Origin of the sequence: Legionella sp. ST3F1, from assembly GCF_048553315.1 — a bacterium.
Taxonomy (GTDB): Bacteria; Pseudomonadota; Gammaproteobacteria; order Legionellales; family Legionellaceae; genus Tatlockia; species Tatlockia donaldsonii.
Map to the genome: position 1 here is coordinate 130,116 of NZ_JBLZIO010000004.1, position 16,173 is coordinate 146,288.

The window sequence follows — 16,173 nt, forward strand, 5'->3', positions numbered from 1 at the left end:
TTATTGTGATATTAAAACATACTATTTGGATTAGCTGATTTTACCGGAATATCTTGTATTGCGTCCCAATGCTCTATGATTTTCCCGTCTTCTAATTTGAATAAATCAAAAATAGCTCTACCCCGAGTGCCAGGCTCACGAATAGAATGTACATGAAGAATAACATAGTCCCCCTCAGAAAAAATTTTTTTAATTTCACTATGAGAATTAGGATAATATTCAATTAAATATTGAATAAATGCTTTTAAACCTTCAGGTCCATCAGCGGCAGCAGGATTATGTTGTTTATAATTTGTTCCCAGGTACTTTGATGCTGCTTCAAAATTTTTTTGATTAATTGCTTTTTTATAAAACTCAGTAACTATTTGTTTATTCATTTTTTGTTGCTCATCAATAAATGCATAGCTATTGTTAATAATTGATAGAAACAAACTTATAGCAAAGATTTTTGATTTATTAATAATCATAAAACACCATTGGTTATTTATTCTCAGGGTTTATCTTGAGATAGCCATCAAAAAATTCGGGTAAATCTTTCAATGCTTGTGCTCTTGCTGCTTCATTAAAACCAATATGATAATGTTCTCCTTTTTCGTCAATAACTTCTTTTGAAACTGGAAACTCAAAGTTATCAAATCCATGCAATGCATTTTCATAAATTTGGATGGAAACATTTTGATTGCTACCAGTACTTTGGTTGACTAACTGAATGCAATCTTGGGTTGTTGCACGATCATCATGTTCTCCAATAAATAGTTTGGTGATTGCCCTTAGTTTTGTTCCTTCTTCAAGTCGATGACATACGCCATAAAAAGAAGCCGCTGCTTTAAAAGAGAGCTTTTGGTATGGTTTCGGATCTTGTTGTGATAACGCCATGATTTTCAATACATCAAAGCCTCCCATAGAGAATCCCAAAAGTCCTATTCGGTCAGGATCAACAGAAGGAAGCTGCTTAAGGTATTCATAGGCAGGAACGATATCATCAAGTTGTGCTTGTGTTGCTCTTTCCCAGCCTACTGAGCGACGATCTTCCCAACCTCTGGGTTTAAAACTGTCTATCATATAGACTACGTATCCATGCTCTTTTAATCGGGTGGCCCAATCATAATTCACTTTTTCGATACCGGTACTCGCGTGCAATAATAAAATAGCAGGGGATCTCATCGTTGCATCAGGAATATAAAGACTGTGATGTGGATCATTGGGATCAAAGATATAATCTTCATTATGTGCTAGTACTTCAGTACACACTAATAAAATAAATAACATAAAAAGCATTTTGGGATGGAAAAACATAATTTTAATTCCTTAGTTTTAAACAGTTAGCTTTAGACTGGATGCCTCATTATTTTCTAGCTTTTCCATGTGCTCTTTTAGATTGCAAATTTCATCAAAACGAGCACCTTCATGAATTCGAGTGAGGGCAGCCGCTTCTTTTTCCTTAATCTCTTCCGCTTTATTAATAGCATTAACTGCTTCTTCTTTATTCATGACAATAATGCCGTCTTCGTCAGCAAATATCAGCTCACCAGGATTTACCTCAACAGAACCACAATTGATTGGTTTTCTTATACTGCCAATTTTATTTTTACTTCCTGATTTGGCGCATTGTCCCTTAGCAAAAAAAGGGATATTTGTTGTTCTGACTTCAGAAACATCTCGACAATTTCCATCAGTAATAATGCCACCAAAACCCTTCGTTTTTGCTACATCTGCACACATGCCACCTGCTACAGCAAGCTTGGTGCCGCAGGAAGCGATAACCAATAAAATGGGAACTCTATCATCATAACAACCAAGGGCAAGCATAAAATCAGGCAAGTCATCCAAAGCCTGCATGGTAGATAAAGAATCTTGAGCCGAGTTAACAGTATAAGCTCTTCCTACAATTCTTGTTTGTGGCGATGTGTTAAAAGAATGAATATCTGAATCCATGAGACGCACACTGGGTAAAGCATCACAGATTAAGGGCGTTGTCAGTTGAGATAATCGCTTACATAGTTCAACATAGCTATGTTCGATCTTTAGTTTCATAATAATCCTTAATATATCGATTCAGTTCTATCCAATTTGTATGAGGTTTTAGGGATAAAATAGGTGAAAATCTCCCTCATTTAATAAAGTTGTTATTTGTTGATAATCTAAAGTATTTGCTGTTTGAGAAGCATTTTGGAATTTCAATCCGATGACGGATGCCATTGCTGACCAGGAGGAGGGTTTAAAATTGTACTGTGTAACATAGCCTTTCTCATAAAGGTTTGTTGTTACAAAATAATCATAACCTCGAGCAATATTATCAGGTTTCCAAAGTATTTCTTCTCCAGGTGCTGGGGTAAGGATAATTTGGTTTGCTTCTGCTATTTCTTTTTCAAGATTGTAATTATCAATACCATAGGTAGATAATAATATTTGTATTTGATATTGCTTGAGTAATTCCTGAGTCAAGCTTTTGAGTTTATCTTTCTGGGATTCGGTGTCTAGATAAACAATATCGGGATCATAAACTTGATTGTCAATTAAAAGTCCACCGCTTTTGATAACAGTACTTTTCCAATATTCATATCCTCTTAGCATTTCACGACCTTTAGAACCATCCTTCCCTGTCAATGGTAAAGCAACTCCCATGCGCAGTTTTTTGTGTGTTCTTTGGGTAAACTCAGGGATGAATGCTAAACCATTTGGTCCAGCATGGGTTGGAATAGAGATGAGTTCAAAATTATGCAAATCTATTTTAGATAAATGCTTGTCTGTTGCATTAGATACATAAGCATATTGACCCTCTGGGTCAATTAAAACGTTAATCGGATTTAATCCGGTGACTAATCGTTTTATCACTTGGCCTGAATGAACATCAATCACTGCAACTTGGTGATCAAAGGGCGCCGGTGCTAATATATAGTTTTGATCAGGAGTAATATCTGAGTAAAGAATCGGTCCTAGATTCAAATTAGTGAATTGTTTTTTAATGGCGAGGGTATCGGGATCAATAAAGACGATCTGATTGACAGCTGATACCATCAAGGAACGATGATCTGGCGTATATTTTAAACCCCGTACAGCTGAGGGCAATGTGAGGTTTCCAGTAATTATTCCTGAATCAGGATCGATTCGAATGACGCCATCTTTACCCGCCATTAACCACAAGGTTTTTCCATCATTAGAAAAAAACAGATTATGTGTATTAGGACTGACCGCAATTTTTTTGACGATGGTTTTGGTATCAACATCAAAGACGAGAATCTTACCGCCTTTTTCCACATTCACAAAAAGTTGTTTTTCAAAAGGAGGTCGTAACTTAACACCATGAGGCGCACTATCGATGTCTGCATAGTCTTTGTTCTCTAGTGATTCAAAAGTAAATAGCCGATATTTCTCGACTTGATTTAATAAATCGATAACAGAAATGGACACACCAGGTATACCAGAGCCACTATCGTAGTCTCTAATGCCGAAATTGCTGACAAAAGCTGTTTTCCCATCTTTTGTAACAGCAATCTCATGAGGGAGGAAGGCAAGTTTCAGGCTACCTTTTCTTGCACCTGTATCGGGATTATAGAAACTGATACGATCGGCATTTTCTTCAACAACAGCTAACGTGGTGTTGATAGAAGAGGAATAAGTGAGGCCATTGAAAATCGATAGAGCAATAAATAGGCTGCTAACTTTTTTGAACATCATTAAATCCCTTTATAAACACAAAAAGTGCCGCCATGATAGTAAGGGAATACGATATTGTCAATATATATAGGTGCCTATATAATAGCGCAAAAAGGAACTATCCATGACATTTAATTTGAATGAACATACTGGTGTCTTGATTAAAAAGGCAGCTCGCTTGTTTGAACGTGTTTCAAATCTCAACCTTGAAGAACTTGGTGTGACCTATAGTCAGACTATTTTTCTGGTTCGCTTGTGGGAGCGGGACGGCCAAACGCAAATGGAACTCACAAAAAGTGCGGGACTGAAACAACCTACCGTAGTAGGTATACTTGATAAGATGGAAAGAGACCAGCTTATCACACGTGTTCGAAGTGAACAGGACAAACGTTGCTATCATTTTTTTCTTACTGAAAAAGCGAAACATGCTTGTCGCGAATTAGAAAAGCAGGGGATATTGATGCAGAATTTGTCTGCGGGTAATTTACCCAATAAAGAAGTTAGCAAGTTAAATGAGAATCTATTATCAATTATAGAAAACCTAGAGCGTTTTATTGAAAAAATTCAGGGGTAGACTTGATGGCCCCATGTTCAGTCACCTGAAATGTAGAAGCAAATTGATCCATCACCAAATCTACATCACGATAAACCATAAATGAAGAATGTGGTGTAGGAACAGGATGATTGTAATTTGCTACAGGCCCTATACAAACTAGATTTTCATGTACCTTTCCGTATGTATCGATCACTTGATAATGATCCGTTAAATGGATGCCACCATAAGGCTTAGTGCTTATTAATCCGGTTTGTGCCAACTTGTCTAATAACATGGGCTTGACACTATTGGGATCTGGTTTGTAACGATATCCAGTTGCATCAATAAGAGTTGCAGCATGCAAGACTTCGCCTGATGTAAATAATAATTGGAATCTGTGATTTACTTCATCATAGCTTACAGAAGCCAAGCTATGATGCTCAATAATTCTATTTTTCTCATAGAGATGGAGCATGATTCTAGCATTCACTGGTGTGATACCAGTCAAATAAGCCATTAAAAGAGAATAGAAGTATTTTAGAAATTGTTCTTTGCCTTCAACATTCAAGCTTTGCCACATGTGAGTATAACAACCACTAAAATAAAAAGTTTTAATAAATGCTCGTAGCTCATCAATATTACCCAGTATGGGATTGTTTTCTGGCAGATGATCAAATTTATTCATTTGATAACGTAAAGTCTCAAGAGCACCAGGGGAATGGGTAGGAGTAATAGGATTTTTAGCATCATTTTGATAAGCATTCCAAAATAATGTTTTTGCTTCGGAAAAGGTTAAACTGTCAGGAAAGCGTTTTTGTAGACTATTTGATAATTCCTGTTGTTTCGTAGTGTCACAACTATCTGTATTGCCTTTGGTTGTTAATATATTAGGATTTCGCGTGACACTGTGTATTTTTCCTGAGTACTGCTTTTTCATAGTTAACCAAAGTGCGGCATCAACAAATGCTGCCTGACCACCAATGATATAAACATCATCTGCTAAATCCCATGCATCTGGATTTCCTGTTGTGTTTTCAAAACGGAGAAAACCTGGTTGATTCTCGACAGTATGAAAAAAAGGATTTGTTAAATGTCCAGTTGTTATAAAAAGTCTATCAGCGATATAATTTTGATCCATGCATGCTATCTGATAATTCCCTTCTTTTAGTGGACAAATATCTGAGATTGGCAAAAAAATTTCTTTGACTGTTATCCCTAGTGATTTAACCAGTGTTTTATGTTTTTCATATTGAGCGCGTAAATAATGACCCACTACAGCACGAGGAATATATTGTTTGTCTCTATGTGGATAATGATCTTGGAGCAACTCTGGATTAGCATCTATCCATTCTGTTAGGCTATCTGTAGTAGAAGTAAATTTGAAACCATCAGCTGGATTATTTAAAGTCCAGAATTCTGGGCTATCAATAGAATAAGCAAATCCTGTAGCAAGGTATTGTGGATTTTGTTCAAAGATTAAGATAGTAATGTCATCGTCAGAATATTTCATTGTTGCAAGCAAGTGACTTAAACGGCAAAAAATAGCATTTCCGCAGAGTCCCATTCCCGCAATAGCAATTACTTTTGGCATTATATCAAGACAATTGTTGGATCAGAGGAAAATTCTAGGGTTTAACCTCGATACTGTCAATTTGTAGATTTCTTATCTTTAAATGACAACAGATTGATCGATCCACATCCTTAATTTAGAGCTAAATCGTCCCTGACGGCAAAGAGTTTTGACGGCCTTTGTAGTGATGCTTTTAATTAAGCGATATTCCCCCAGTACTGCATGTATAGACCAACATTGGTTAATAATTGTATAGTCTATTATTCTTCAGTTTCACTGGTGTAAAATTGAAAGTGTCTTTTAAATAGGAGTCCTTAATGCAGGATGCAATAACGATTGAGAACAATTGGCGCTCTCGTGGCTTTAGTTTTGAGCTTTGGGAAGATCCCCCAGGTCAAATTTGGAAGGATTTTAAGCATGAAACGGATGAGTTATTCATGTTGCTTGAAGGTGAAGTCATTTTAACCGTGGGCAATAAAACGTTAAAACCTGCTATTGGAGGTATTGATTTCAGGAGGAGTAGATCATACGGTTCAAACCAGTTCCACCACAGGAAGTCCTTGGTATTATGGTTACAAAATAAGAAGGTAAGGGAATGACACAAAAGAAAATATCACTAGAAAATGATGCTGTTCTGCAATTCATTGTTGATGAATTAATATCTTTACATCATTGCCATACAATTATTTTATATGGCTCGCGCGCACGAGGAGACTTCACAGTAACCAGTGATTATGATTGCAGGGATTAGGGAAAAAGGAGATAAGCAACGAATTGCACGCTTTGATGAAGCACATCAAGTTTATCATGATATTTTTGTTTATCCCGAGAATGCTTTTGATTCAATTTCTGATGAACATTTATGTATGTCAGATGGCATCGTTGTTCTTGAAAAAGCTCATTTTGGCACAGAGTTATTAAAAAAACTCTCTGCTTTTTTAATATTGCCTGAGTCCCTCCCTCCTGATGAAATTACAGCACGTAGAGTGTGGTATCAAAAAATGCTGGCAAGGGCGTATACTAGAGATTTAGAAGGAAAATATCGCCATATTTGGTCAATCTTCACAATTCTAGAGGATTATTTTGTATTCAAAGAATTGCGTTATCAAGGTCCAAAAAAGCATTCAAGTATTTAGAAACACACGATCCAGAGACTTTATCATTATTTGATGAGGCCATAACGAATATCGATAATTTGGATGCCTTAAATAGGCTAATTACAAGAGTTATAAAGATAGACAAAACGTAGGATAATTATGCCAGAATTAGATATTGAAATTATCAAAGATAATCCAGAGTACTTTCTTGTGAAAAGGCATCTATTATTTTTATTTAGAGTGCCTAGTAATGAAATTTAATATTTATATTAAAATTTTGACTGCGTTCTTTGTGATTTTTTTAATTCTTGTTTTGGCATTTTTTAAATATTTAAAGTCAGTTGAGACAAAGATAGTTGTTAATGCTGGAAAAACGACCTCGCAAGGGCTTTTAATTAGTTTAGAAAAAGAGTTAATTAATAACCCGAAATCAAACTGGGATGCGATAATAAAGAAGAAAACAGATAATGTTATTCATCTTATAGCAATCGACAGTCTAAAACTCACCCTGGTGCAGAATAATCAATTAAATAATGATGAAATCATTTTTTTATCAGGTACAACCTATCAATTTCTAAACGAGGTCATTGTAGAACATACTGCGTATAAAAAAATTGGTAATACCCCATATGCATTAGCTTACAATTTTTCAGATCCTGGCGAAATTATTTTTAATTATATGAATCCTGTTTTAAAACAAGTCGTTCAACATTTATTATCAAAATCAAAAAATACCTGGAGTAATGAACTATTACATTTAGAAAAAATATATGGTTTCCCTCTTCATGTTTATAAAACTAAAAGTAAATACTTACCAGGTAATATAATTAATTCTTTATCAACAAAGCGTCTAGTATTTGAAACAAATAAAAACTCGTCACAAATTGTTATTCTCTATTATCGTTTTAGTGGTGGAATACTCAAAATTGGCCCACTAAGCTATCTGCCAGTTATGGCAAGAATCAGTGATGTTATGTATTATTTTATAGGAACTTTCTTTTTTATATCCCTTTGTCTTATTGCCTTATTTTCATTGCTTTTTGTTAGAAATATGAAAAAGGTGTATCAGATAACTAAAAATTTCAGTCAAGGGAACTTTGATTTTCATCGGAAAATAGGTACTACCTCTGTTTTGTATGGGCTGTATAGAAATATCATCCAAATGGGTGAGCAATTAAAAGAACTGATTGAATCACATAAACAATTGTGCCGGTTTGTCGCGCATGAAATTAGGACCCCTTTGTCAACCATACAAATGGCGACGGATAGTATCAAAAGGAAAAACGCTGAAGATGCATTGCTCAATAAACAGATAAACAGCATACAAGAAGATATTGCAGACATAAATCGCATCGTCAGCACTTTTTTGATTTACTCAAAAATGCATTCAAACGAATTGAAATTAAAACAGTCTGAGACCGATATAATAGTATGGTTAAGAAAGTTATTAGAGTCTTATTCTTCCTCAACATTTGAAATTACATTTTATTCTAATGAGTTAAATTCTTTGAAAGCATACATAGATGAAAATATTTTAAAACACGCTGTTACCAATTTGATTACAAATGCCATGAAATTTGCAGAGCACACTATTTCTTTAACCATTTCGCTGGATAATAGTCATATTTTACTTCACGTAGACGATGATGGCCCAGGCTTGCCGGAGGAGGGTGCGGATGACATTTTTTCTGAATATACAATTGCTGAAGACGCAGGAATTGGAGATAAACATATTGGGTTAGGATTAGCTATTGTTAAAAAAGTTGTTAATCTCCACGGAGGAAAGGTCATGGCTACACAATCACCGATATTAAAAGGTGCTCGATTCACCATAGTACTTCCAATATATTCTTAACGATTAAGATTTTAGTTTTGGAAGTTGGTCCTCAACTGTAGTATCTTTTGAAGTATCCATCTCTTGTTTCATCCCAACCAGTGCGTCGATAACCGCTGTTAACTGGAGTTTTGCATTTTCAAAACGTTTAGGGATAAATTCATCTTCCTCACCATCAATCGCTTCTCCAGTTCCAATGCCTTTTTCAAGAGCGCTGATAACCACACTAAGCTCTGATTCAAACGCCGATAATAGTTCATTACTCCCCGTTGCAGATTGCAAGATTCCATGCAATTTTTCCACTGCATCTTCAGGAATATAAAGAGTGCCCTCACTGCATTTGCTATATTCACGTTTCGCAATAGGTAATGAAAGTAGTTCATCAGCCTTGTGTTGACTCATCTGAAATATTTGTCTAACAGATTGTTTTAGTTCTATGGGAGTTGGTGGCGAATTGCTAGATTTCAAAGATGCGAGAAGCTTATCACTAGCAGTTACTCTTCCATCTTTGCTATGTTCTTGCGCTGTCTCGATAGGAGTCTGTCCTTTTTCATTTCGCACTTCAAGACTAGCACCACACTCTAATAACTTTTTAATGAGATGTAACGGCTCTTTTCTATAATTATAAAAATTCTGTACCGCATAGTGCAAAGCCGTCATGCCTTTTTTATCAGCACTATTAATATCAGCGCCATGTTTTAATAATAAAGCAATGACGCTATCATTACTTGGGTTACCAATAAGGACTTTTCCACAACTTACCATTGCCAGGTTTAACAAAGCTTTATTAGCTAGAATTGACTCTAGCAAGTCTTCATGACCTTTAAATACAGAAGGTTCTTTTAAACCTAAGAGAAGTTCTAGTACATCTCTATCTGTCAGTTGTTCTATAGGGTCCGCCCGACCTAAGATATCACGGACATGTGTTAAATAATTTTCTTGTTCTTTACCTAATATTTGATTTTCCTGTTCAACAAACTTTGCAACATCTTCTCCTTCAAATCGCAATTCTGGAAAACCCTCAATTTTCTTTAAATCTTGAATGTTTAGAATATCTCGATTTAAAGCGATTTTTGCTATCAGTTCATCGGCTCCGTCTTTACCTAGAATTGCACGGGCATATTCTATGGTGTTAACTTTTAGTTCTTTAGCTGTTTGTGTTGAGGCAAATAAAGATTTTCGAACGGCAACTTGATATTCACCATGATGAAAAATAACACTGTTTCCAGCCTTCCAAATATTTCCTGCCATCGATGTGATAGGGGATGCCGGCGAAAGGGATCGGAAGCCGGTCTGTACATCTTGCGCATTCCATGGTCCAGTTCCACCAAACGTGATTTCTGGATGTTTCACTGATACTCTTTCTAAAAATGTTTTTTCCTGTGAGTTTGCTGCAGCATTAAGTTGATTGTCTGTATTACAACCTTCTAAAGTCACAAAAACTTCACCATGATGTGCGGGCAATGCTCGTTTAAAACCATGTAATAAATTATCAAAATTATCATCATATAACTGCTCACTTGGGCCATGGCAATTACCCATACCATATTCGCCACCACCAGCATGGCCCATAATAAATAATTTTGGGTTCTTCTCAAATATATTGTCTAGTTCTTTCGGTAAGTCTCGTTTGAGTTCATCCAAACTACTATAGATTTTTGGGGATTTATCACACTGATCGAAAAAATAATACTTCAAATCAGAGCCTTCTAAATAGACGCCAATTGGAACAAATTGCTTGAACCGTTGTTTTAAGTGAGGATTTATCACCACACCTCTCTGATTTTCAGGCAGTGGATGATCTGGATCTGGTTTATATATTAAGATTTCTATTGCAGCGTCTTTCATGACTCATCTCGACTATTACTTAAAATAATAGGTTGATTTTATCAAAAACACTCGGCTCAAATGTATATATATTGTACAAACGTTCTAAAATGATACTTTTGTCGAGGGCAAATGATTATAGATTTGCGATATATTTGGTGAAGCTTTCATAACTGGACGAAAAATCTCAAGATCGAGGCAAAAGAATTTTTTACTATTTTTCATAAGTCTTACATAAGATCGGTGGCTGTGATCTGTATTTATTCCCAAGCCGCTGATACAAATATATATCCTTTTTTATGGATTGTTTTTATACGATAGGGCTTTTTATTATTATCATTCAATGCTTTTCTTAAACGTGATATTTTTAAATCGATACCTCTATCAACCCCATCATATTCATGCCCAGAAAGAGCATACATAATGCTATCTCGACTCAGCAACCTATCATGGTTCTTAACCAACAAAGCAAGCATTTCAAAGTCACTGGTGCTTATTGAAATTTCTTCATCAAAGAGATGAACACTCTTAGTACTAAAATTGATAGAAAAATTGCCAAATTGAAATTGATTTTGATTATTAACTAAATTGGGTCGACGTAACAATGCCTCTATTCTTGCTTTCAAAACCTCATCTGCAACAGGTTTAGTTAAGTAGTCATCTGCTCCTAAATTTAAAGAGGATACTTCACTTTCAATATCATTAATTGCTGTTAGCATGAGTATTTTCCCCAAATACTCATCTCTAATGGTATGGCATATTTGATCTCCATTCATGCCAGGAAGCATTATATCTAATATGACTAGGCAAGGTTGCTCACGAATGATGCGATAGACCGCTCTATCACCACGTTTTTCAATAGAAACATCATAACCTGCTTCTTGTAAGCTTTCTTTGAGGTAATTGGCTAACTTAACGTTATCTTCTACAAGCAATATTGATTTATCTTTCATTCGTTCTGTCTAAGCCTCTTTAAATAAGAAAACTCTCTAAACAAATTTAGTCTGAATTGATTTTTAAGTTCAGTGTTACATAGATATCAGTAGGTAAGCAAACACACGGCGCATCCGTACATTTTATATACAATTGATCTGTTTTAACTCGATATAATGATAGCTAATGGGCGAATCTGTGGAGATAAATTATGAGCGCTTATGTTAAAAATTTTGATGAACATAAAGAAATCAAGTCTTCACGTGACATTTGCAAATCATTAAAACCTGTTCCCACAGCATATATGGACAATAAACATTGTGAGCATTGCTATCCCGAAAAACGTTCTCATTTTCGAAGAAAATTTTTTAATTTATTCCATTATTTTATATTCAATCCATTTATCTATCTTTTATCTAAACTCTTTCTCCTATCAGAGCATGATTTTTTACGATTCAATAACCTATTAAATCAGTTGGTCATTAATATTTTTCAAAAACTAAAACTATATACCAAGACTCAGACCATTGATAGGAAACAATTCAATAACAGTGTCCTTGCATTTTGGGATGAAGCACAAAAAAGAGGGCTAGAGCTGTATAATTTTAAGGAATCTAACTTGCATACTCTGTATTTTAAGTTGGTCTACAATAAGAAAAAATATTATTTCATACAGACTCCAATCTCTCTTATTTCTCAAAAAAATACACGCTTTGATGAGGATACTAAATATGATAATAAATGGATCTTCAAGAAAAAATTATTAGATAGCCAAATTCCCTGCCCCTTAGGGAGGGTTTTTATTTCCAGCAAAAAAGCCTACAACTATGGCATTTCATTGGGATTTCCTCTTGTGGTTAAGCCATTATCTGAATCTCTAAGTATTCACACTTCATGTACTATTCAAACTCCAAATGAATTAAAAGAAGCGATAAACATAGTAAAGCAAGTTGATTTTCGCGTGCTGGTTGAAAAACACATACCTGGGGATGTTTATCGGTCATTAATTATTAATGATTCATTAATCGCTTGTGTGAGGCGACAACCTGAGAGCATTGTTGGCGATGGTGTCACTATACTTCAAGAGTTAATTGATAAAAAAAATAAAGTTACGTGGAAAGAAGGTCATGGTAAATATCCATATAAAATTACTCCAAATAGCAACTTGATAAACATTTTGTCAGCCCAGGGAGTTGCTCTTAATACGGTAATAAACAAGGGACAACAAATCTTTATTGCAAAAAAAGTTACTATGAGTAGTGGTGCAAAAATCAGTGATGTTACCGATCTGATACATCCTGAGAACAAACTATTATTGGAAAAAGCACATAAAATCCTCAATATACCGCTTACGGGTCTTGATTTTATTTGTCAGGACATTTCTCTTCCATGGCATAAGCAACAATTTGGAATTATTGAAAATAATAGCTTCCCTTACATTGAATTACATCTCAATCCGTCTGATGGGAAAGGAATTAATGTAGCAGGTAAAATTTGGGACTATGTACTCGATGTTTTAAGTCAAAAAAACGAGTAACCCAATAAATGTACAATTTATATACAATTGGGTTTTTTTAACTCGGTATAATAACAGATAAGTAAATCTTTATTCGGATGAAACCATTATGAACTTGCACTGGAGTATTCTCATGAAAAAAGACAAAGAAAAGCATCAGCCTGTCCTTGAATCCATAACGGCAGATGAACCCAAAACCTCTTCTATAGCATTAGCTTTACAACAATTTAGAAAGGAAGCAGAAAAAAAAGAGGCTGCTGAGGAAGGTGCAAAAGTACGCTGTCCGACTTGTTTTAAAGAAATCGCACCTAAGCGCCTTTGTTCCGGACATGGCGCAGGTGGTAGCGGAGGTGATAGTGCCACCTCTGATAAGAAGACATCTGAGGAAAAAGCGAGTCCTGGTGAAGATAAATTCCTAACTAAATCAGGCAAAGTAGTTGGGTCTGAAGATGAATTGGTAGGAGTGTTTGGTTCAGAAGAACTTGATTTAGAGTCTGGTTTTGACCCAGAAATAATTGAAAAATTAATTGCTGATGGGAAATTGTTGGTTGATAGTGATCGTGAATCAATGACTCTTAAGCTTGAATTACAATGTGATCCTAATGAATTAACTCCAAAGCAACGACATGAATTAAAAAAATTCATGGAAGCGATTATAAACGAATTCAGTGAATTTAAAGAAGAAAATCATCTTTCTGATGATTGCATACAAATCCTTCAGGATGAGGAGGGAAACATACATTCTCTTCGCATTACCATGCCCACATTAGCTTTATACGATGCATTTATCCAACAGCTAGCAAATAATTTAGTACCCGTACCCAGTCCGAAAGCACAAGAAAGAGATGAGGTAACAAAAGAGCAAAGCTTTGCTCCAAATCCACTTTCGAGGGAACCCAGGCCGTCTAATAAAGATCAATCCTCCACACAAGAAGCTAATGAGATACATACTAAATCTGAAGATGGGGAACAAGAAATTTTTAACCCATCTCCTTTTAATATGAAGCCGTGGTAATAAAGAGCAGGGGTTTATTGATTATTGAAAAGAACTATTCAAGATCCCCTTTCGTATCCAATAATACGATTACGTAATTGGGAAATACCATTTATGCTTTCTCCAAGACGGAGCCCTTAAGTCTTGGCACAAGAGCGTTGAGGTCATTGGTTGTAGTGTTGATGCTCTTCAGTGGGGCGTCGATTTATAACTGATATTTATTTTTCTGGTTTTCCTATTTATCTGATTGAATGGTGTAGCTTTTTAGGCTATGATTGAAGCTTAGTTGGCTTCAAAATAAAAATCATGTTTGATACTTCAATATTGTTTTCTGAATATCGGCGGCGTGTGCTGGCACTTTTATTGCTTCATCCTGATGAGCGTTATCATGTCCGAGAGATTGCGCGGTTAACGAATACCACAGCGGGTACACTTCATCGAGAACTATCCAAACTTGCTAAATCCAAAGTACTTCTGCGCGAGCAGAGTGGTAATCAAGTTTATTACCAAGCAAATCGAAATTTTCCTATTTATATGGAGCTTACAAGCATTTTAAAGAAAACGTCTGGTTTGGTGGATGTGTTGTTTGATTTTTTAACTCCATTAGCTGAAAAAATTGAAGTGGCTTTTTTTTTGTTCGGTGGCCAAAGGAACTGAAAACCTTGGAAGTGATATTGATGTGCTTATTATTGGTGAGGTTGACTTTACAGAAGCAGTTGAGGCTCTTTATGCTGCTCAAGCTAGTTTAGGGCGAGAAATTAATCCCAAAATATATTCCAGGGAACAATGGAAGGCATCTTTACAAAAACAAGATCTTTTCATTCAGGAGGTTTTAAATAATCCCAAGCTATTTATTATGGGAGCTGAACATGACCTTGGATAATTTAATTGGCATCAGCCTGGAACAAATGGATGTGTATCAATCCGATGAGGTGCAGGATTCATTTGATGGTGTTAAGCCAAGCATTAATGGGTTTTATGCAATAAAAAAAGAACCTCCATTTTTGTCTGTCCCTACCCATGGAGTTGCGATGGTCGCTGTAGTAAGTGGAGCTATTTTTCTTGAGGACTGTGTTTGAACAGGCATTGGCTTTAAGATTAAAATGCCCGCATAGGGAAAACCCATCAATTAATGCTTTTTTGCAGCATTTATTTTGAACTAAAACGAGTAAACTAACATGGAAATAAGAACCGTAGCCTTTGAATCCGATTTAATTATTACCCTGGAAGGCAATCAGAAGGTAGTTATTACTCCCTTTAAGACTCTTGAGCCTGGCAACTTTAAGTTGGGTATTGAGGCTCCTAAAAATATATCCATTAACAGACAGGAAATCCATTTAAGAAAACAAGAACAATTAAAGAAATATGAGGGTTAGGGAAGACTGGTGCTATTTTCGTAATCTGCTGCATCGCAAAGAGGTGAAAAAAATTATTCAATAGGTAGAAAGTAGATTGAATTAAAAGGAGGTTCCTCTATATTGATATGATGGTGATCGTGTTAATGGGTATTTTTGAGCATTAATTGGGAACAAGAAAAGGCCATTCTAATATGTCAGTCAAAATCACACTGTATCGTTGGGAAGGACAATATGGGGCTTTCAAAATCAAAGTCCCTTGTGGTGAATGTTCGCTCACCAAGGATATTATCTTGGATGCGATTGCAACGGATTTAAAAGACATTCCTGTCGAATTGGACATTCATGCCTGGCTTAATGAGTGGTGGAAGCCGTTATTGAAAGGGGCGTGGCATGCCCCTATTGTACTGGTTGAGGGTAAAGTGATTAGCCAAGGCCATGCTCTGAATCGTGGGGTGTTAACTCAAGCGGTGATTGAGGCCCATGCAAAACAAACCACATTAACGGGGAATCATATTTTTGGTAAACCCCATTGCATCCACTGCCAGCATGCCAAACAGTATTTCGAAGAAGCCAAACTTTCTTATGAATTTCACGATGTGGTAAAAAATCCAAGGGATTTGTATGAGATGCTGGCACGGGTTAAGCCCATTGTTGGTGCAAAAACACCGATAACTGTTCCTCAAATATGGCTTGATAGTCAATACGTTGGAGGAGCTGAGGAATTAAGTGCCATTCTTGGGCGAGAGGTTGAGCCTAATCCTGAGCGAGGGATTTGCTCTCTTACCGCAAAAGGCCATGAGAAAAATTAAACCACTGATTAAATCAGTTCAACGTCTTCTGCTTGCAAAGACA

At 35.9% G+C, this 16,173-nt stretch carries 19 protein-coding genes; 12 read left to right on the forward strand and 7 right to left on the reverse strand.

Annotation, left to right across the window (positions count from 1 at the left end; genetic code table 11):
* Window positions 1–11: 11 nt before the first annotated feature.
* From ACN4Z1_RS04860 to ACN4Z1_RS04875, 4 genes are read right to left on the reverse strand one after another with little or no spacing between them, the layout of a single operon-like run.
* A complete protein-coding gene (locus tag ACN4Z1_RS04860) occupies window positions 12–467 on the reverse strand; it encodes an ester cyclase (RefSeq protein ID WP_058393170.1) in 456 nt (151 codons plus the stop codon).
* A gap of 13 nt (window positions 468–480) precedes the next feature.
* Complete coding sequence (locus ACN4Z1_RS04865) at window positions 481–1,269, reverse strand: dienelactone hydrolase family protein (protein ID WP_239005346.1); 789 nt, start codon at window positions 1,267–1,269, stop codon at window positions 481–483.
* A 45-nt stretch (window positions 1,270–1,314) separates the two neighbouring features.
* Window positions 1,315–2,034, reverse strand: a complete 720-nt coding sequence (locus ACN4Z1_RS04870; RefSeq protein WP_021460553.1) for an RraA family protein — start codon at window positions 2,032–2,034, stop codon at window positions 1,315–1,317.
* A gap of 48 nt (window positions 2,035–2,082) precedes the next feature.
* Complete coding sequence (locus tag ACN4Z1_RS04875) at window positions 2,083–3,675, reverse strand: hypothetical protein (protein WP_058393169.1); 1,593 nt, start codon at window positions 3,673–3,675, stop codon at window positions 2,083–2,085.
* A 106-nt stretch (window positions 3,676–3,781) separates the two neighbouring features.
* Here ACN4Z1_RS04875 and ACN4Z1_RS04880 point away from each other — a divergent pair, with 106 nt between their 5' ends.
* Window positions 3,782–4,231: a MarR family winged helix-turn-helix transcriptional regulator gene (locus ACN4Z1_RS04880; protein ID WP_021460551.1), complete on the forward strand. Its 450-nt coding sequence runs from the start codon at window positions 3,782–3,784 to the stop codon at window positions 4,229–4,231.
* Here ACN4Z1_RS04880 and ACN4Z1_RS04885 read toward each other — a convergent pair.
* The gene (locus ACN4Z1_RS04885) at window positions 4,209–5,783 is read right to left on the reverse strand and encodes an FAD/NAD(P)-binding protein (protein WP_021582645.1); all 1,575 of its coding nucleotides are present in this window, start codon (window positions 5,781–5,783) and stop codon (window positions 4,209–4,211) included. The two genes, ACN4Z1_RS04880 and ACN4Z1_RS04885, sit on opposite strands and share 23 nt — an antisense overlap.
* 296 nt (window positions 5,784–6,079) lie before the next feature.
* On the opposite strand from ACN4Z1_RS04885, the gene ACN4Z1_RS04890 reads away from it, so the two are divergent.
* From ACN4Z1_RS04890 to ACN4Z1_RS04905, 4 genes are all read left to right on the forward strand, one after another.
* Complete coding sequence (locus tag ACN4Z1_RS04890; protein ID WP_021460548.1) at window positions 6,080–6,361, forward strand: hypothetical protein; 282 nt, start codon at window positions 6,080–6,082, stop codon at window positions 6,359–6,361.
* Window positions 6,358–6,513, forward strand: a complete 156-nt coding sequence (locus ACN4Z1_RS04895) for a nucleotidyltransferase domain-containing protein (protein ID WP_021460547.1) — start codon at window positions 6,358–6,360, stop codon at window positions 6,511–6,513. The genes ACN4Z1_RS04890 and ACN4Z1_RS04895 overlap by 4 nt, the downstream gene beginning before the upstream one ends.
* The gene (locus ACN4Z1_RS04900; RefSeq protein WP_021582646.1) at window positions 6,497–6,898 is read left to right on the forward strand and encodes a hypothetical protein; all 402 of its coding nucleotides are present in this window, start codon (window positions 6,497–6,499) and stop codon (window positions 6,896–6,898) included. Before ACN4Z1_RS04895 ends, ACN4Z1_RS04900 begins: the two co-directional genes overlap by 17 nt.
* A gap of 211 nt (window positions 6,899–7,109) precedes the next feature.
* Window positions 7,110–8,714: a sensor histidine kinase gene (locus ACN4Z1_RS04905; protein ID WP_021582647.1), complete on the forward strand. Its 1,605-nt coding sequence runs from the start codon at window positions 7,110–7,112 to the stop codon at window positions 8,712–8,714.
* Window positions 8,715–8,717: 3 nt separating this feature from the next.
* Here ACN4Z1_RS04905 and ACN4Z1_RS04910 read toward each other — a convergent pair whose 3' ends face one another.
* Both ACN4Z1_RS04910 and ACN4Z1_RS04915 read right to left on the reverse strand, forming a co-directional pair.
* Window positions 8,718–10,541 (reverse strand): ankyrin repeat domain-containing protein, encoded by a 1,824-nt coding sequence (locus tag ACN4Z1_RS04910; RefSeq protein ID WP_021460542.1) that lies wholly within the window; start codon window positions 10,539–10,541, stop codon window positions 8,718–8,720.
* 239 nt (window positions 10,542–10,780) lie between these two features.
* Window positions 10,781–11,473 (reverse strand): response regulator, encoded by a 693-nt coding sequence (locus ACN4Z1_RS04915; protein ID WP_021460541.1) that lies wholly within the window; start codon window positions 11,471–11,473, stop codon window positions 10,781–10,783.
* Between the two features lie 191 nt (window positions 11,474–11,664).
* Here ACN4Z1_RS04915 and ACN4Z1_RS04920 point away from each other — a divergent pair, with 191 nt between their 5' ends.
* The 7 genes from ACN4Z1_RS04920 (at window position 11,665) to ACN4Z1_RS04950 (ending at window position 16,130) form a co-directional block, all read left to right on the forward strand.
* Window positions 11,665–12,990 (forward strand): hypothetical protein, encoded by a 1,326-nt coding sequence (locus tag ACN4Z1_RS04920; RefSeq protein ID WP_021582648.1) that lies wholly within the window; start codon window positions 11,665–11,667, stop codon window positions 12,988–12,990.
* A gap of 112 nt (window positions 12,991–13,102) precedes the next feature.
* Window positions 13,103–13,984: a hypothetical protein gene (locus ACN4Z1_RS04925; RefSeq protein WP_021582649.1), complete on the forward strand. Its 882-nt coding sequence runs from the start codon at window positions 13,103–13,105 to the stop codon at window positions 13,982–13,984.
* A gap of 285 nt (window positions 13,985–14,269) precedes the next feature.
* Window positions 14,270–14,620, forward strand: coding sequence for a winged helix-turn-helix domain-containing protein (locus ACN4Z1_RS04930; RefSeq protein WP_021460536.1), 351 nt, complete (start codon window positions 14,270–14,272; stop codon window positions 14,618–14,620).
* Window positions 14,604–14,846, forward strand: a complete 243-nt coding sequence (locus ACN4Z1_RS04935; RefSeq protein WP_021460535.1) for a nucleotidyltransferase domain-containing protein — start codon at window positions 14,604–14,606, stop codon at window positions 14,844–14,846. The genes ACN4Z1_RS04930 and ACN4Z1_RS04935 overlap by 17 nt, the downstream gene beginning before the upstream one ends.
* Window positions 14,833–15,042 carry a hypothetical protein gene (locus ACN4Z1_RS04940; protein WP_029345383.1) on the forward strand — a complete coding sequence of 70 codons (210 nt, stop codon included), beginning with the start codon at window positions 14,833–14,835 and terminating at the stop codon, window positions 15,040–15,042. The genes ACN4Z1_RS04935 and ACN4Z1_RS04940 overlap by 14 nt, the downstream gene beginning before the upstream one ends.
* Window positions 15,043–15,141: 99 nt before the next feature.
* The gene (locus ACN4Z1_RS04945) at window positions 15,142–15,339 is read left to right on the forward strand and encodes a carbon storage regulator (protein ID WP_021460533.1); all 198 of its coding nucleotides are present in this window, start codon (window positions 15,142–15,144) and stop codon (window positions 15,337–15,339) included.
* Between the two features lie 173 nt (window positions 15,340–15,512).
* The gene (locus ACN4Z1_RS04950) at window positions 15,513–16,130 is read left to right on the forward strand and encodes a glutaredoxin family protein (protein WP_021460532.1); all 618 of its coding nucleotides are present in this window, start codon (window positions 15,513–15,515) and stop codon (window positions 16,128–16,130) included.
* Window positions 16,131–16,173: the final 43 nt, after the last annotated feature.

Coding starts and splice junctions, on each gene's coding strand:
- ACN4Z1_RS04860 (WP_058393170.1), bottom strand. CDS start 467: ATGATTATTAATAAATCAAAAATCTTTGCTATAAGTTTGTTTCTATCA.
- ACN4Z1_RS04865 (WP_239005346.1), bottom strand. CDS start 1,269: ATGTTATTTATTTTATTAGTGTGTACTGAAGTACTAGCACATAATGAA.
- ACN4Z1_RS04870 (WP_021460553.1), bottom strand. CDS start 2,034: ATGAAACTAAAGATCGAACATAGCTATGTTGAACTATGTAAGCGATTA.
- ACN4Z1_RS04875 (WP_058393169.1), bottom strand. CDS start 3,675: ATGTTCAAAAAAGTTAGCAGCCTATTTATTGCTCTATCGATTTTCAAT.
- ACN4Z1_RS04880 (WP_021460551.1), top strand. CDS start 3,782: ATGACATTTAATTTGAATGAACATACTGGTGTCTTGATTAAAAAGGCA.
- ACN4Z1_RS04885 (WP_021582645.1), bottom strand. CDS start 5,783: ATGCCAAAAGTAATTGCTATTGCGGGAATGGGACTCTGCGGAAATGCT.
- ACN4Z1_RS04890 (WP_021460548.1), top strand. CDS start 6,080: ATGCAGGATGCAATAACGATTGAGAACAATTGGCGCTCTCGTGGCTTT.
- ACN4Z1_RS04895 (WP_021460547.1), top strand. CDS start 6,358: ATGACACAAAAGAAAATATCACTAGAAAATGATGCTGTTCTGCAATTC.
- ACN4Z1_RS04900 (WP_021582646.1), top strand. CDS start 6,497: ATGATTGCAGGGATTAGGGAAAAAGGAGATAAGCAACGAATTGCACGC.
- ACN4Z1_RS04905 (WP_021582647.1), top strand. CDS start 7,110: ATGAAATTTAATATTTATATTAAAATTTTGACTGCGTTCTTTGTGATT.
- ACN4Z1_RS04910 (WP_021460542.1), bottom strand. CDS start 10,541: ATGAAAGACGCTGCAATAGAAATCTTAATATATAAACCAGATCCAGAT.
- ACN4Z1_RS04915 (WP_021460541.1), bottom strand. CDS start 11,473: ATGAAAGATAAATCAATATTGCTTGTAGAAGATAACGTTAAGTTAGCC.
- ACN4Z1_RS04920 (WP_021582648.1), top strand. CDS start 11,665: ATGAGCGCTTATGTTAAAAATTTTGATGAACATAAAGAAATCAAGTCT.
- ACN4Z1_RS04925 (WP_021582649.1), top strand. CDS start 13,103: ATGAAAAAAGACAAAGAAAAGCATCAGCCTGTCCTTGAATCCATAACG.
- ACN4Z1_RS04930 (WP_021460536.1), top strand. CDS start 14,270: ATGTTTGATACTTCAATATTGTTTTCTGAATATCGGCGGCGTGTGCTG.
- ACN4Z1_RS04940 (WP_029345383.1), top strand. CDS start 14,833: ATGACCTTGGATAATTTAATTGGCATCAGCCTGGAACAAATGGATGTG.
- ACN4Z1_RS04945 (WP_021460533.1), top strand. CDS start 15,142: ATGGAAATAAGAACCGTAGCCTTTGAATCCGATTTAATTATTACCCTG.
- ACN4Z1_RS04950 (WP_021460532.1), top strand. CDS start 15,513: ATGTCAGTCAAAATCACACTGTATCGTTGGGAAGGACAATATGGGGCT.